We start from the raw sequence: 16,580 nt of genomic DNA on the forward strand, positions 1-16,580 counted from the left end.
ACGCCCCACCGTACCGCCTCGGGCTGCGGCCGTGCGGGGAGCGATGTCGTGTTCACTCAGGGCTGCAAACATCAATTCCCCCCGTTGTGTTCCGTATCCTGTGCCCGCGCATTTCCCGAGAGTTCCTCAAGGAGCAGTTCCAACACGCTCCGTACGCTCTCTTTACGGATGTCCGCGCGGTCGCCGTTCAACCTCAACGAGACCACTTTCCCCGCCCGGGCGCCGGTCGCGGCCGGCCCGGCGACCGCCACGTAGACGGTTCCGACGGCCTGTCCGTCCTGCGGGTCGGGTCCTGCGACGCCCGTCGTCGAGATGCCCCAGTCGGCACCGAGCCGGTCCCGCACACCGGCCGCCATCTGCAGCGCGACCTCCGGGTCCACCGCCCCGCGCTCGGCGAGGAGGGCCCGGTCGACGCCGAGGAGCTCGTGCTTGAGGGCCGTCGCGTACGCCGTGACCGACCCGCGGAAGGACGCCGAGGCTCCCGGTACTCCGGTGAGCTCGGCGGCCACCAGACCACCCGTGAGCGACTCCGCGGCGGCCAGCGTGTGATCACGCTCCGCGAGCAGGGCCAGCACCCGGGCGGCCTCGGTCATCGCGTCGACGTCTCCGGCCGGGCCGCCGCGCGCTCCGCGGCGAGCCCCCTGCGCCGGAGGACGACCGCCTGTCGCACATAGTCCAGACCGGTGACGACCGTCAGCACGACGGCCACCGTCATCACCCAGAAGCGCAGGGTGGCCAGCGGGCCGGTGAGCATCAGCACGTACATGCCGACCGCCGTGCCCTGCGCGAGCGTCTTCATCTTGCCGCCGCGGCTGGCCGGGATGACCCCGTGCCGGATGACCCAGAACCGCATCAGGGTGATCCCCAGCTCGCGGGCGAGGATGACCCCGGTGACCCACCAGGGCAGGTCCCCGAGGGAGGAGAGGCAGACGAGTCCGGCCGCCATGATCGCCTTGTCGGCGATCGGGTCGGCGATCTTCCCGAAGTCGGTGACCAGGTTGTACGCACGGGCCAGGTGCCCGTCGAAGACGTCCGTGATCATGGCCACCGCGAACGCCGCCCAGGCCCAGGCCCGCCACACGGGGTCGTGTCCGCCGTCCTGGAGGAGCAGCACCACGAAGCCCGGCACGAGCACGAGCCGGATCATGGTGAGGATGTTCGCGATGTTCCACAGGCTGGCCTGGTTGACGGCCGCCGTGCCCAGCTTGCCGCGGGGCGCCGGCCTACCGGTCCCGCCCGTCGCGGATGCCGGGACTCCGGTCATCTGCCTGCCTCCTCGAAAAGACACTCGGCCACCAGGTCGACGCCCTCCGTGCCGACGACCTTCGCACTGACCATACGGCCCGGGGCCAGGTCGGGGCTCGTACCGTCGGCGGTGGTGAGAACCACCTGGCCGTCCGTCTCGGGCGCCTGGTGGGCGGCGCGGCCGATCCAGCCGTCCTCCTCGTCGAGGGTCTCGACGAGTACCTCCAGGGTCTCTCCGAGTCGCTCCTCGGCGCGCTGCGCGGTGAGCTCCTCGGCGAGCCGGGAGAGGTGGGCGAGCCGCTGGTCGACGACTTCCTGGTCGAGCTTGTGCTCGTACGTGGCGGCCTCGGTGCCGTCCTCGTCGGAGTAGCCGAAGACGCCGATGGCGTCGAGCCTGGCGTGGGTGACGAAGCGTTCCAGCTCGGCGAAGTCCGCCTCGGTCTCGCCGGGGAAGCCGACGATGAAGTTGGAGCGGGCACCGGCCGTCGGGGCCTTGGAGCGGATGGTCTCCAGGAGCTCCAGGAAGCGGTCGGTGTCGCCGAAGCGGCGCATGGCCCGCAGGACGTCCGGGGCGCTGTGCTGGAAGGAGAGGTCGAAGTAGGGCACGACCTTGTCGGTGGAGGTGAGGACGTCGATCAGCCCCGGCCGCATCTCGGCGGGCTGGAGGTAGCTGACGCGGACGCGCTCGATGCCGTCGACGGCGGCGAGCTCGGGCAGCAGGCTCTCCAGGAGCCGGATGTCGCCGAGGTCCTTGCCGTAGGAGGTGTTGTTCTCGGAGACCAGCATGACCTCCTTGACGCCCTGCTCGGCGAGCCAGCGCGTCTCGTTCAGCACGTCCGAGGGACGGCGCGAGACGAAGGAGCCGCGGAAGGAGGGGATGGCGCAGAAGGAGCAGCGGCGGTCGCAGCCGGAGGCGAGCTTCACCGAGGCGACGGGGCTGGTGTCGAGCCGACGGCGGAGCGGGGCGCGGGGGCCCGAGGCGGGCGCGAGGCCCTCGGGGAGGTCGGCGGGGGCGTCGACGGGCTCCTCGGCGGCGTCGCCGTGTCCCGGCAGGGCGACGGCCGCGGCCGCCTCCTGGCGCTCGACGGGCGAGAGCGGCAGCAGCTTGCGCCGGTCACGCGGGGTGTGGGCCTCGACACTGCCACCGTTGAGGATGGTCTGGAGGCGGTTGGAGATGTCGGCGTAGTCGTCGAAGCCCAGGACGCCGTCGGCTTCCGGGAGGGCTTCGGCGAGCTCCTTGCCGTACCGCTCGGCCATGCAGCCGACGGCGACGACGGCCTGGGTCTTGCCGTGGTCCTTCAGATCATTGGCTTCGAGCAGGGCGTCGACGGAGTCCTTCTTGGCGGCCTCGACGAATCCGCAGGTGTTGACGACTGCGACATCCGCGTCTTCGGCGTTCTCGACGAGCTCCCAGCCGTCCGCTGCCAAGCGGCCTGCGAGCTCCTCCGAGTCCACCTCGTTACGGGCGCAGCCAAGAGTGACAAGGGCGACGGTACGGCGTTCGGGCATGGACTCAAGACTACTTCGTCCCGGCCGTTCCCCCGTCGCACAGGGTTCACCTGCGCGACGGAGGTCACATCAGGGGCGGGGCGGGCGGCTCAGCCGGCCTCGGGGTCGCCCTTGGTGTAGGTCAGTCGCTCGACCTGACCGGATTCGAACTTGTCTTCGACCTTCTTGCCGTTCACGTAGAGCTCGATCGCGCCGGCGTTGCCGAGGACCAGGTCGATGCGCTCGTCGTCCTGGTAGGTCTTGGACTCGCCCTTGAGGAGGAGGCCGTCGAAGAGCAGCTTGCCGTCGTGGGCCTTGGCCGAGATCCAGCTCTTGTCGTCGACGGCGGTGAGCTTGACCGTCACCTTGTCCTGGGGGACGGCGGCGATCGCGCTCTCGGTGGGCTTCGGGACGACGGGCTTGACCGGCTTCGGCTTGGCGACCGAGGTGGCCTGCTCCGGCGCGGGGGCGGGACCGCCGTCGGCCGCGCTGGTCCCCTTCGGGGCCTCGTTCCCGTTGAACATCGTGAAGCCGACGAAACCGACGACGGCGACGATGGCCGCGACCATCGCGGCGGTCCAGTTGGGCCGGCGGGGTTCGGGGCGGATACGTTCCGCCTCGAAGAGCGGGGCGGCGGGGGTGGGCGCGGGACGGCCACCGTGCTCGGCGTCGTACTGCTCGATCAGCGCGGCCGGATCGAGCCCGACGGCGCGCGCGAGGGTACGGATGTGGCCGCGGGCGTAGACGTCGCCGCCACAGCGCGAGAAGTCGTCCTCTTCGATCGCGTGCACGATCGGAATCCGGACACGGGTGGAGGCACTGACCTCTTCGACGGTGAGACCGGCGGCGATGCGTGCCTGCTGGAGAGCGCGACCGATCGCGTCCCGGTCGTCTGCCGGGAACGTCCGGTCGTCTTCGGGGGAGTTGCCGATGGACACGAGAGCGCCTTTCGAGCGTGTAGCCACCTGCTGGACGTTCAGTCTATGGGTGGTACGAAAGGGTGGGGCAACCGGGCGGGTGCTGTTTGTACGCCATGAGGCTGGGACTTCCTTCTGTCCCACCGTCCAACTTGACGTACGGCCAGGGGAAACGGTTGCCCACCGTTCCCTTACGAGTGAGTCTCGGCCCGGTCTCGATCGGGTACGGCAACGGGGTTCGGGGCCCCGCCCCCGCGGCGGGGGCTCCCGCTCCCCGCCGACCGCGTACCCCGCTTCCCGTCCGCTACGCCCCCGACTCCCCCCGGATCACGGCCAGCACGCCGTCCAGTTCGTCGGGCTTCACCAGGACGTCGCGCGCCTTCGAACCCTCGCTGGGCCCGACGATGTTCCGCGACTCCATCAGGTCCATCAGCCGGCCGGCCTTCGCGAAGCCGACGCGGAGCTTGCGCTGGAGCATCGAGGTGGAGCCGAACTGCGTGGAGACGACCAGCTCGGCCGCCTGGCACAGCAGGTCGAGGTCGTCGCCGATGTCCTCGTCGATCTCCTTCTTCTGCCGCTGGCCGACGGTGACGTCCTCCCGGAACACCGGGGTCATCTGGTCCTTGCAGTGCTGAACGACGGCCGCGACCTCGGCCTCGGTGACGAACGCGCCCTGCATGCGGACGGGCTTGTTGGCGCCCATCGGCAGGAAGAGGCCGTCACCCTTGCCGATCAGCTTCTCGGCGCCGGGCTGGTCGAGGATGACCCGGCTGTCGGCGAGCGAGGAGGTGGCGAAGGCCAGCCGCGAGGGCACGTTCGCCTTGATGAGACCGGTGACGACGTCCACGGAAGGCCGCTGGGTGGCGAGCACCAGATGGATGCCGGCCGCTCGGGCCAACTGGGTGATCCGGACGATCGAGTCCTCGACGTCCCTGGGCGCGACCATCATCAGGTCGGCCAGCTCGTCGACGATCACCAGGAGGTACGGGTAGGGGTTGAGCTCGCGCTCGCTGCCCTCGGGCAGCTTGATCTTGCCGTCCCGGATCGCCTGGTTGAAGTCGTCGATGTGCCGGTAGCCGAACGCGGCCAGGTCGTCGTAGCGGAGGTCCATCTCCTTCACCACCCACTGGAGCGCCTCGGCGGCCCGCTTGGGGTTGGTGATGATGGGCGTGATCAGGTGCGGGATGCCCTCGTAGGCGGTGAGTTCGACCCGCTTGGGGTCGACGAGCACCATCCGGACGTCCTCGGGAGTCGCCCTTATCATGATCGACGTGATCAGGCAGTTGATGCACGAGGACTTTCCGGAGCCCGTGGCACCGGCGACCAGGACGTGCGGCATCTTCGCCAGGTTGGCCATCTCGTAGCCGCCCTCGACGTTCTTGCCGAGCGCGACCAGCATCGGATGGTCGTCCTCCGCCGCGGCCGCGAGCCGCAGCACGTCGCCGAGGTTGACCATCTCGCGGTCGCTGTTCGGGATCTCGATGCCGACCGCGGACTTGCCGGGGATCGGCGAGATGATCCGCACGTCCGGCGAGGCCACGGCGTACGCGATGTTCTTGGTGAGGGCCGTGATCTTCTCGACCTTCACGGCGGGGCCGAGCTCGACCTCGTACCGCGTGACCGTCGGGCCGCGGGTGAAGCCGGTGACGGCCGCGTCGACCTTGAACTCGGTGAAGACGTTGGAGAGCGCGTCCACGACGGCGTCGTTGGCGGCGCTGCGGGTCTTGCCCGGCCCGCCGCGCTCCAGGAGGTCGAGCGAGGGCAGCGCGTACGTGATGTCGCCGGCGAGCTGGAGCTGCTCCGCCCGGGGCGGCAGGTCGGTCGGCTCGGGCGCCGGCTTGGTCAGATCGGGTACGCCTCCGCCGGCGCGCTGATCACCCCCGCGCGCGGGCGGTACGGGCGCCGCCTTCCCGGCCCTGTCCGCCGCCTTCCCGGCCTTCTCCGCGGCGCCCGCGGCGACGGCGGCGTCCCGGTCGGCGGTGATGTCCCTGGTCAGGTCGGCGACGATCGGCGACGGCGGCATGCCGTTCAGGACCGCGCCGTCGAGCGCGGCGGCCGCGGCCGCGGCGACGTCCACCGGGTCCATGCCCGGGTCGAAGCCGGGCGCGTCGGCGGAGCGGCGCCCGGACCGGCCGCGCCGCTCCAGCATGTCCGCCTCGGCCCGGTCCACGTCGTACGGCTCGGCGGGGCCGGAGGCGCGCCGGCGGGGACGGGTGGGGCGGGCGGGCTGCCGACCGGCGTCCCGCCAGTCCTCGTCGTACCCCTCCCGGCCCTCGTACTCCTCGGCGTCCGCCGGGTCGTACGCGGGTTCGACGATGCCGAGCCTGGCGCCGAGGGCGCGCAGCCGCTGCGGGATCGCGTTGACCGGGGTGGCGGTCACCACGAGCAGGCCGAAGACGGTGAGCAGCACCAGCATCGGTACGGCGAGGACCTCGCCCATCATGAAGACGAGGGGCTGCGAGGCGGCCCAGCCGATGAGGCCTCCGGCGTCCTGCATGGCCGCGCTGCCGTCGCCGCGTCCCGGCGAACCGCAGGCGATGTGGACCTGGCCGAGGACGCCGATGACGAGGGCGGAGAGGCCGATGCTGATCCGGCCGTTGGCCTCGGGCCGCTCCGGGTAGAGGATCAGCCGGATGCCGATCGCGCCGAGCAGCAGCGGCACCAGCAGGTCGAGGCGGCCGAAGGAACCGGTCACCAGCATCTCGACGAGGTCGCCGACCGGGCCGCGCAGGTTGGACCAGGTGCCGGCGGCGACGATCAGGGCGAGGCCGAGGAGGAGCAGCGCGAGCCCGTCCTTGCGGTGGGCCGGGTCGAGGCCCTTGGCACCACGCCCTATCCCCCGGAACAGCGCGCCCACCCCGTGGGCGACGCCGAGCCAGGCACCGCGCGCGAGCCGGTAGACACCACCGGTGGGCGACGGGGCCGGCCGGGGAGCGGCCTTCTTCGCGGCCGTCTTCCGCGCGGGAGCGCGCTTGGCGGGTGCGGCCTTCTTCGCCGGCGCCTTCTTGGCGGGCGGTTTGACGGGGGGCTTCGCGGGTGCCGCTTTCTTCGCGGCGCCCGTCGTACGACCGGCGCGCGGCTTCGCGGCGCCCGCCGTGCCCTGGGAACCCTTGCCGGACGTACGTGAAGCCATGGTGCTGAGGTTACCGGTGAAGCTACGGGCTGTCCGCCTCACCCGATCGTGTCGCCCGTGCCGGGGCACGATGCTGACGCCCGATCACGGCGAACCGCAGCGTGGTGACGGTCTGTCAGCTCTGGGCGGGCAACGTGGGGGCGGCGCCGGTGCCGGGCTCCAGCGCGTCCAGGGCCCGGCGCAGCCCGGTGAGCTTGCGCTCCAGGTGCGCGGCGGTGGCGACGGCCGCCGCGTCGGCGGAGTCGTCGTCGAGCTGCTTCGACAGCGCCTCGGCCTGCTCCTCGACCGCCGCGAGACGGGCGGAGAGTTCGGCGAGCAGGCCCGCGGCCTCCTTGCCCCGGCCGCCCTCGCCGCCGCCCTCCAACTGCAGCCGCAGCAGGGCGGCCTGCTCGCGCAGCTTGCAGTTCTTCATGTAGAGCTCGACGAAGACCGAGACCTTGGCGCGCAGCACCCACGGGTCGAACGGCTTGGAGATGTAGTCGACCGCGCCGGCCGCGTACCCGCGGAACGTGTGGTGGGGGCCGTGGTTGATGGCGGTGAGGAAGATGATCGGGATGTCCCGGGTCCGCTCGCGCCGCTTGATGTGCGCGGCGGTCTCGAAACCGTCCATTCCCGGCATCTGGACGTCGAGCAGGATGACCGCGAAGTCGTCCGTCAACAGCGCCTTGAGCGCTTCCTCCCCGGACGATGCCCGCACCAGCGTCTGATCGAGCGCGGAGAGAATGGCCTCCAGCGCCAGCAGATTCTCCGGCCGGTCATCGACCAGGAGGATCTTGGCCTTCTGCACCATGCCCCGTCCTCCTCGTCCCGGCAGTGGCTCGCCCCGGCTCCCGGAACCGGGGGAAGCACCGGGCGCCGCCCCAGAAGACGACTCCCTAGCGCCGTCCGTCCTTGTGCCGGTCATCGTAGCCGCACCCCGCCCGTCGCCACACCCTGTCACCGCGATGTCACTGTGCACGTAGCAGAAACGCGGTGGGAGACCAGAAGGTTCCCCGTATCCCGCCCTTTCACACGCCCGTGGCGACGTTCCGTCAGCGGGGCCCCGAGGGCCCGCGCGGAGCACCGCGCGGACCCCCGACCGGGGTCACTCCCCCCGCATCCACTGCTCCATGACGGACAGCAGGTGATCGGGGTCGACCGGCTTCGTCACATAGGCCGAGGCGCCCGACTCGATCGCCTTCTCCTTGTCGCCCTTCATCGCCTTCGCCGTCAGGGCGATGATCGGCAGCCCGGCGAACTGCGGCATCCGCCGGATCGCGGTCGTCGTCGCGTACCCGTCCATCTCCGGCATCATGATGTCCATCAGGACGACCGTCACGTCGTCGTTCTGCTCCAGGACCTCGATGCCCTCCCGCCCGTTCTCCGCGTACAGCACCGCGAGGCCGTGCTGCTCCAGGACGCTGGTGAGCGCGAAGACGTTGCGGATGTCGTCGTCGACGATGAGGACCCGCTCGCCGGAGAAGTTGAACGTACGGCGCGGCTCGACCTCCATCTCCGGCTCCGCCCGGTCCGGCGCGTGCTGCTGGCCGGGCTGCCCCGGCACCGCGGTCCGCGCCCCGTTCGCGTCCGCCGCGGCCTTGCGCCGGTGCCGGAACAGCGCCCCGGCCCCGGACCGCGCCTCGGTCCGCACGGGCGGCGGCGGGAAGTGCGGGAACGAGTGGGTCGCCCCGCCCGTCCCCTCCTCGGTGTCCTGCTGCGGGTCCTCCGCGTCGGCCGACCCCTGCCCGTAGCCGTGCGACGGGAGCTCGGTCGGGCTCAGCGGCAGGTAGAGCGTGAAGGTCGAGCCGCGGCCCGGCTCGCTCGCCGCGAAGATCTCACCGCCGAGCAGCCGCGCGATCTCCCGGCTGATCGAGAGCCCCAGCCCCGTACCGCCGTACTTGCGGCTCGTCGTGCCGTCGGCCTGCTTGAACGCCTCGAAGATGACCCGCATCTTGCCGGCCGCGATGCCGATCCCGGTGTCGGTCACCGAGAACGCGATGAGCGCGGCCTCCGGGTCCCGCAGCGAACCGGCCTCCAGGAGCTGTTCGCGGATCGACTGCGGCACGTCCGCGCCGGCCGGCCGGATCACCAGCTCCACCGCGCCCGTGTCGGTGAACTTCACCGCGTTGGAGAGGAGGTTGCGCAGCACCTGGAGCAGCCGCTGCTCGTCGGTGTGGAGCGTGGCCGGCAGCTCGGGCGAGACCCGCACCGAGAAGTCGAGCCCCTTCTCCGCCGTCAGCGGCCGGAAGGTGGCCTCGACGTAGTCGACGAGCTGGACGAGCGCGATCCGGGTCGGCGACACGTCCATCTTGCCCGCCTCGACCTTGGACAGGTCGAGGATGTCGTTGATCAGCTGGAGCAGGTCCGAACCGGCCCCGTGGATGGTCTCCGCGAACTCGACCTGCTTCGGCGTCAGATTGGTCTCGGCGTTGTCCGCGAGCAACTTGGCCAGGATCAGCAGCGAGTTGAGCGGGGTGCGCAGCTCGTGCGACATGTTGGCCAGGAACTCCGACTTGTAGCGCATGGAGACCGCGAGCTGCTCGGCGCGCTCCTCCAGGACCTGCCGGGCCTCCTCGATCTCGGTGTTCTTCACCTCGATGTCGCGGTTCTGCCGGGCGAGCAGCTCCGCCTTCTCCTCCAGCTCCAGGTTGGAGCCCTGGAGCTCCTTCTGCCGGTGCTCCAGCTCGGCCGACCGCTCCTTGAGCTGCTCGGTGAGCTCCTGCGACTGCTGGAGCAGCACCTCGGTCTTGGTGTTGACGCTGATCGTGTTGACGGTGGTGGCGATCAACTCGGCGATCTGGTTGAGGAAGTCCCGCTGGATCTGCGCGAACGGCTGGAACGAGGCCAGCTCGATCACGCCGAGCACCTTGCCCTCGAAGAGCACCGGAAGCACGATCACATGCGCGGGCGAGGCCTCCCCGAGCCCCGACGAGATCTTCAGATAGCCCGGCGGCACGTTGACCTGGATGGTCCGCTTCTCCTCGGCGGCCGTCCCGATGAGCGTCTCGCCGGGGCGGAACGACGTCGGCATGGACCCGGTGGAGTACCCGTAACTCCCGCGCATCCGCAGCTCGTACGAGCCGTCGCCCTCACCGACGAGTTCGGCGTCGCTGTGGCCGTGGCCGGTCGGCATGGCGACGAAGAAGGCGCCGTGCTGCGCCGAGACCACCGGCGTCAGCTCGCTCATGATGAGCGAGGCCACGTCGTCGAGGTCCCGGCGGCCCTGCATGAGGCCGGAGATGCGGGCCAGGTTGCTCTTGAGCCAGTCCTGCTCGTCGTTGGCGAGCGTGGTGTCGCGCAGGTTGGCGATCATCGTGTTGATGTTGTCCTGGAGCGCCTGGATCTCACCGGCCGCGTCCACGCCGTCGATCTTGACGTTGAGGTCGCCGCGGGTCACCGCGGTGGCGACGGCCGCGATGGCCCGCACCTGCCGGGTGAGGTTCCCCGCCATCTCGTTCACGGACTCGGTGAGGTCGCTCCAGGTGCCCTCCACGTCCCGGACCCGGGCCTGACCGCCGAGCTGCCCGTCGGTGCCCACCTCCCGGGCCACGCGCGTGACCTCCTCGGCGAAGTTCGACAGCTGGTCGACCATCGTGTTGATGGTGTTCTTCAGCTCCTGGATCTCACCGCGCGCGTCGATGTCGATCTTCTTCGTCAGGTCGCCCTTGGCGATGGCGGTGGTGACGGCGGCGATCTGCCGCACCTGACCGGTGAGGTTGTCGGCCATCGAGTTCACCGACTCGGTCAGGTCCTTCCAGGTGCCGGAGACGCCCGGCACCCGGGCCTGGCCGCCCAGCTCGCCCTCCGTGCCCACCTCGCGGGCCACCCGCGTGACCTCGTCCGCGAAGGACGACAGGGTCGTCACCATCGTGTTGACGGTCTCGGCGAGTTCGGCGACCTCGCCGCGCGCCTCGACCGTCACCTTCTTCGTCAGGTCGCCGTTGGCGACCGCCGCCGACACCCGGGAGATGTTCCGCACCTGGCTGGTCAGGTTGTTGGCCATCAGGTTGACGTTGTCGCTGAGGTCCTTCCACGTACCCGTGACACCGCGCACGCGTGCCTGGCCGCCGAGGATGCCCTCCGTACCCACCTCGCGGGCCACGCGCGTGACCTCGTCCGCGAAGTTCGACAGCTGGTCGACCATCGTGTTGACGGTCGTCACCAGCTCCAGGATCTCGCCCCGGGCGTCGACCGTGATCTTCTTCGACAGGTCGCCCATGGCGACGGCCGTGGTGACCTCGGCGATGTTCCGCACCTGGATGGTGAGGTTGTTCGCCATGAAGTTCACCGACTGGGTGAGGTCCTTCCAGGTGCCGGAGACCCCCTGCACCTCGGCCTGACCGCCCAGCATGCCCTCGGTGCCCACCTCGCGGGCCACCCTGGTCACCTGCTCGGCGAAGTTCGAGAGCTGGTCCACCATCGTGTTGAGGGTGTTCTTCAGCTCCAGGATCTCGCCGCGCGCGTCCACGTCGATCTTCTGCGACAGGTCACCCCGCGCCACCGCGGTGGCGACCTGCGCGATGTTGCGGACCTGGGTGGTCAGGTTCCCGGCCATGCCGTTCACCGAGTCCGTCAGGTCGCGCCACACACCGGCCACGCCCGGCACCTGCGCCTGACCGCCGAGGCGCCCGTCCGTTCCCACCTCGCGGGCGACCCGGGTCACCTGGTCCGCGAAGGCGGAGAGCTGGTCGACCATCGTGTTGATGGTGTTCTTCAGCTCCAGGATCTCGCCGCGCGCGTCCACGTCGATCTTCTGCGACAGGTCACCCCGCGCCACCGCCGTCGTCACCTGGGCGATCTGCCGCACCTGTGACGTCAGGTTGCCGGCCATGAAGTTCACGGAGTCCGTGAGCTCCCGCCACCGGCCGGAGACGCCGTCCACGCGGGCCTGCCCGCCGAGCCGGCCCTCCGTGCCCACGTCCCGGGCCATCCGCGTCACCTGGTCCGCGAACGACGACAGCTGGGACACCATCGTGTTGACGGTGTTCTTCAGCTCCAGCATCTCGCCGGCCACGTCGACCGTGACCTTCTGCGACAGGTCACCGTTGGCCACCGCCGTCGTCACCTGCGCGATGTCCCGCACCTGACCGGTCAGGTTGCGGAAGGCCGTGTTCACCGAGTCGGTGAGGTCCTTCCACGTGCCCGCCGCGCCCGGCACCTCGGCCTGGCCGCCGAGCAGACCCTCGACGCCGACCTCGCGCGCCACCCGGGTCACCTCGGAACCGAAGGCCGACAGCTGGTCCACCATCGTGTTGACGGTGTTCTTCAGCTCCAGCATCTCGCCGGCCACATCGACCGTGACCTTCTGCGACAGGTCACCGTTGGCCACCGCCGTCGTCACCTGCGCGATGTCCCGCACCTGCGTGGTGATGTTCCGGAAGACCGTGTTGACGGAGTCCGTGAGGTCCTTCCACGTCCCCGCCGCCCCCGGCACCTGCGCCTGACCGCCGAGCAGACCCTGCGCGCCGACCTCGCCCGACACACGGGTCACCTCGTCGGCGAACGTCCGCAGCGTCTCGGTCATCTGGTTGATGGTGTCCGCGAGTTGCGCGATCTCACCGCGCGCGGAGACCCGCACCTTCTGCGACAGATCGCCGTTGGCGACCGCGGTCGTCACCTCGGCGATCCCTCTCACCTGATTGGTGAGGTTGCCCGCCATCGTGTTGACGGAATCGGTCAGGTCCTTCCACACACCGGCGACCCCGGCCACCTCGGCCTGCCCGCCGAGCTCGCCCTCCGTACCCACCTCACGGGCGACCCGGGTCACCTCGGACGAGAACGACGACAGCTGGTCGACCATCCGGTTGACGGTGTTCTTCAGCTCCAGCATCTCGCCGGCCACGTTCGCCGTGACCTTCTGCGACAGATCGCCGTCCGCGACCGCCGTCGTCACCAGCGCGATGTCCCGCACCTGCGCCGTCAGCCGGTTCGCCATCGTGTTGACCGAGTCCGTGAGGTCCTTCCACGAACCGGACACCCCGCGCACCTGCGCCTGCCCGCCCAGCTTGCCGTCGGTACCCACCTCGACGGCGACCCTGGTCACCTCGGACGCGAACACCGACAGCTGGTCGACCAGGTTGTTGGCGGTACGCGCGACCTTCAGGAACTCCCCCCGCAAGGGCCGCACGGTCCCGTCGGCACCCTCCGAACGCAGGTCCATCCGCTGGTCCAGGTCACCCTCGGCCACCGCCGAGAGGACCCGCCCCACCTCGGACACCGGCCGGGCGAGATCGTCGACGAGCGCGTTCGCGGCCTCGATCGCCGCCGCCCACGCCCCCTCGCTGGCCCCGGCTTCGAGGCGCTCCGACAGCTTGCCCTCGCGCCCCACCACCCTCCGGACCCGGGACAGCTCCCCCGTCACGTGCATCTGCCGGTCGGCGACCTCGTTGAACACGGCGGAGATCTCCGCCATGACCCCGTCACCGGACGCCGTCAGCCGCTTACGGAAATTGCCGTCCCGCATCGACACCAGCGCGGCCAACAGCCGCTCGAGCGCCGCCGCGTCCACCTGCACCGTCCCCCCACGGGAACGTCCGCCCCTCGCGCGCGTGCCACTACCGCCGCCACGCCGCGCCGCCGTGCCAGACTCCACCGTGTCCCTCCCAAAGGGGGTCGACCGTACCGCTCCGGCTTTCGCCGGTAGCCTGCCCAGTGTTTCACCGCCACCGAACCAGGCGATAACAGTTCGGCAGCTTCGCACCGCGTCCCTACCCCCGGGGGGCGGAATCAGCGGTGACCGGCCTCCGCTCGGACAGTGAAGGTAAGTAACCTGGCTTCCGGCTGTCCAGCCGCCCCGGTCCGCCCGGCGGGGGCGGTGTGGAGTGCGCACGACCACCGGGCAGCGGGAGGGGCAGACCGAGCATGGCAGAGCCGGGCGTCGAGACGCGTACGAGGAGTGCTGTGATCACCGCGCGGGCGACTGCCAGCTTCGAGCCCGTCGGGCGGTCCGTCGCGGCCGCCCGCGCGTTCGTCAGGGACACCCTCCAGGGCTGGGGGCACCCCGAGCTCGTCGACGACGCCGTCGTCCTCACCAGCGAGCTCGTCACGAACGCCGTCATCCACGCCGGCACGTCGGCCGAGGTCCTGTGCCTCCGCTCCGACGACAGCATCCGCGTCGAGGTCGCCGACCGCTACCCGGAGCGCGAGATCCCCGTCCAGAGCGGCCGCTCCCTCGGCAACCCGGACCGCGAGAACGGCCGGGGCCTGCTGCTCTGCGCCGCCCTCGCCCACCGCTGGGGAGTCGACTACTCCCCCACCCGCAAGCACGTCTGGTTCCACCTCGACCTCGCCCAGCGCCCGGTGGGCACCCGCTCCGCCGGCCCGGTCCTCCCCGTCCCGCTCCTCCCGGTCGCCGACAGCCGCGTCCGTGTCGCCGTCGTGCAGATCGACGACGGCGGAGCCGTCACCGCCTGGAACGAGGACGCCGAGGAACTCTTCGGATACGGCTCCGAGCAGGTCACCGGCAAACCCCTCGGCGACCTCGCCGCCTGGCCCCACACCCCCGGCATCGGCACCGGCCTCGCGGAGGCACTGCGCCTCTCCCGCTGGGAGGGCACGTACGGCATCCGCTGCGCGGACGGCCGCGTCATCCCCGTCTACGCCTCGCACCTGCGGGTCCGAGACGCCCAGGGCGAGCCCTCCACCGTCTGCCTCCTGGTACGCGAGCACGAGCGCGCCGTCCTCCAGACCCCGCAGCGCCCCGCCGCCGACCCGGGCTCCGAGAGCCGCGCCGCCGACCCCTTCGAGGTCTTCATCGGCTCCCCGGCCCCCGACGACCTCGACGGCCTCCTCCAGCGCACGGTCGAACGCGCCCGCGACATGCTCGACGGCGACGCCGCCTTCCTCCTCCTCGCCACCGACGACGAGACGGAACTGGAGGTACGGGCGACCACCGGTCTCCCCGCCGCCCGCCAGCGCTTCGCCCGCGTCCCCGTCGAGACCGGCGCCAGCCGTTACGGCTCCGCCCGGATGCCCGCCGTCCACGAGGACCTGGCCGCCGTCCCCGGCGCCGTCCCGCTCCTGGAGGGCACCGGCATGCGCGCGGTGGTCACCGTCCCGCTCAAGGTCGAGGGCCGGCTCACCGGCTCTCTGGGCGTCGCCGCCGAGACCGCGAACCGCTACTCCAACGAGGAGGCCCTGCGCCTCCAGTTCGCCGCCGACCGCATCGCCCTCGCCGTCGAGTCCGCCCGCCTCGGCGAACTCGAACGCCTGCGGCGCGGCTCCCTCAGCTTCCTCGTCGAGGCCTCCGACCTCCTGGCCGGCACCCTCGACCGCGACCAGACCCTGGCCCTCATGGCCCAGATGACGGTCCCCACCCTCGCCACCTGGTGCGCGGTCTACACGATCGCCGACCAGTCCTCCGACCCGTACCTCTCGTACGTGCTCCACGAGGACGAGGACCGCATCGACGGCCTCAAGGACCTGCTCTCCTCCATCGCCCCGCCCGACCCGGTGGCGACCCTCGGCGCCCGCGTCTGGACCGCACCGGGCGACGCAGCCCACCGCGCCGCGCTGACCGCCTCGGTCCGCGCCCTCGACCACCCGGCGAGCCCGCTCTCCTCCGGCATCGACGTCACGCTGGCCACGGCCGGCACGGTCGCCGGCGAGACCGTCGTCCTGCCCCTGGTCGCCCGCAACCGGGTGATCGGCATGCTGACGCTCGGCCGCCCCTCCGATGACCACTTCCGCCAGGAGATCCTGGAGCTCGCCGAGGACCTCTCGCGCCGGGCCGCCCTCGCCCTGGACAACGCCCGCCTCTACTCCGAGCGCGTGGCGATCAGCCAGTCCCTCCAGCGCAGCCTCCTCCCGCCCGGTCTCCCCGAGATCCCGGGCGTCGAGGTCGACGTCGTCTACCGCGCCGCCGGCGAGGGCAACGAGGTCGGCGGCGACTTCTACGACCTCTTCCCCATCCGCGACGGCGCCTACGGGTTCGCCATCGGCGACGTCTGCGGTACGGGCCCCCAGGCCGCGGCCGTCACGGGCCTCGCCCGCCACGCCCTGCGCCTCCTGGCCCGCGAGGGCTTCGGCGGCCCGGCCGTCCTGGAACGCCTCAACGCGGCGATCCTCGACGAGGGCGACCGCAGCCGCTTCCTCACCCTCCTCTACGGCGAGATGCGCCCGCAGCCGGACGGCTCCGCGATCCTCAAGGTGGTCTGCGCCGGCCATCCTCTCCCGCTGCGCCTCCGCCCCGACGGCACGGTCGAACCCGCGGCGGAACCCCAGCCGCTCCTCGGCGTCATGGACGACCTGGAGCTGTACGAGCAGACCATCACCCTCGACCCCGGCGACGTCCTCCTCTGCGTCACGGACGGCGTGACGGAACGCCGCGAGGGCACCCGGATGCTCGGCGACGACGGCCTCGCCGAAGTCCTCAAGACCTGTACGGGCCTCACGGCCGGCGCGGTCGCCTCCCGCATCCTCCGCGCCGTCGAGCGCTTCGCCCAGGCCCCCGCCTCCGACGACATGGCCATCCTCGCCATGCGCCTCCGCGAGCCCGACCCCCACTGATCCCAGCCCCGGCGATTCCCTCCCGAAAGGGGGTCGCCGGGCCCACCGGTGTCCCGTCCCCGGAACGCAAAAAAGGCCCCCGCCATGAGGCGGGGGCCTTTTTTTCGGAGCCCTTTAACGGAATCGAACCGTTGACCTTCTCCTTACCATGGAGACGCTCTACCGACTGAGCTAAAAGGGCGGGTGTTCGGCGGCGTCCTACTCTCCCACAGGGTCCCCCCTGCAGTACCATCGGCGCTGAAAGGCTTAGCTTCCGGGTTCGGAATGTAACCGGGCGTTTCCCTAACGCTATGACCACCGAAACTCTATGA

At 71.0% G+C, this 16,580-nt stretch carries 8 protein-coding genes, 1 tRNA gene and 1 rRNA gene; 1 reads left to right on the top strand and 9 read right to left on the bottom strand.

Features of this window, described 5'->3' with window-relative positions; translation table 11 throughout:
• Positions 1-71 precede the first annotated feature (71 nt).
• From MRBLMG1_RS22930 to MRBLMG1_RS22960, 7 genes are all read right to left on the bottom strand, one after another.
• On the bottom strand, positions 72-593 hold the full coding sequence (locus MRBLMG1_RS22930) for a CinA family protein (RefSeq protein WP_367825974.1): 522 nt from the start codon (positions 591-593) through the stop codon (positions 72-74).
• The gene (gene pgsA, locus MRBLMG1_RS22935) at positions 590-1,264 is read right to left on the bottom strand and encodes a CDP-diacylglycerol--glycerol-3-phosphate 3-phosphatidyltransferase (protein WP_367825975.1); all 675 of its coding nucleotides are present in this window, start codon (positions 1,262-1,264) and stop codon (positions 590-592) included. The genes MRBLMG1_RS22930 and pgsA overlap by 4 nt, the downstream gene beginning before the upstream one ends.
• Positions 1,261-2,754 carry a 30S ribosomal protein S12 methylthiotransferase RimO gene (rimO, locus tag MRBLMG1_RS22940; RefSeq protein WP_367825976.1) on the bottom strand — a complete coding sequence of 498 codons (1,494 nt, stop codon included), beginning with the start codon at positions 2,752-2,754 and terminating at the stop codon, positions 1,261-1,263. Before rimO ends, pgsA begins: the two co-directional genes overlap by 4 nt.
• A gap of 89 nt (positions 2,755-2,843) precedes the next feature.
• Positions 2,844-3,671, bottom strand: coding sequence for a helix-turn-helix domain-containing protein (locus tag MRBLMG1_RS22945; protein ID WP_367825977.1), 828 nt, complete (start codon positions 3,669-3,671; stop codon positions 2,844-2,846).
• Between the two features lie 283 nt (positions 3,672-3,954).
• Entirely contained in the window at positions 3,955-6,783 is a 2,829-nt protein-coding gene (locus tag MRBLMG1_RS22950; RefSeq protein ID WP_367825978.1) for a DNA translocase FtsK, read from the bottom strand.
• A gap of 115 nt (positions 6,784-6,898) precedes the next feature.
• Complete coding sequence (locus MRBLMG1_RS22955; RefSeq protein ID WP_367825979.1) at positions 6,899-7,573, bottom strand: response regulator; 675 nt, start codon at positions 7,571-7,573, stop codon at positions 6,899-6,901.
• Between the two features lie 294 nt (positions 7,574-7,867).
• Positions 7,868-13,354, bottom strand: coding sequence for a HAMP domain-containing protein (locus MRBLMG1_RS22960; protein ID WP_367825980.1), 5,487 nt, complete (start codon positions 13,352-13,354; stop codon positions 7,868-7,870).
• Between the two features lie 269 nt (positions 13,355-13,623).
• Here MRBLMG1_RS22960 and MRBLMG1_RS22965 point away from each other — a divergent pair, with 269 nt between their 5' ends.
• On the top strand, positions 13,624-16,269 hold the full coding sequence (locus MRBLMG1_RS22965; RefSeq protein WP_367825981.1) for a SpoIIE family protein phosphatase: 2,646 nt from the start codon (positions 13,624-13,626) through the stop codon (positions 16,267-16,269).
• Between the two features lie 108 nt (positions 16,270-16,377).
• Here the strand turns inward: MRBLMG1_RS22965 and MRBLMG1_RS22970 are convergent.
• Together MRBLMG1_RS22970 and rrf are read right to left on the bottom strand one after the other, a co-directional pair.
• Positions 16,378-16,450, bottom strand: a tRNA-Thr gene (locus MRBLMG1_RS22970).
• Positions 16,451-16,454: 4 nt separating this feature from the next.
• Positions 16,455-16,571, bottom strand: a 5S ribosomal RNA gene (rrf, locus tag MRBLMG1_RS22975).
• Between the last annotated feature and the right edge of the window lie 9 nt (positions 16,572-16,580).

Origin of the sequence: Streptomyces sp. LMG1-1-1.1, assembly GCF_040815545.1 — a bacterium.
Lineage (GTDB): Bacteria > Actinomycetota > Actinomycetes > Streptomycetales > Streptomycetaceae > Streptomyces.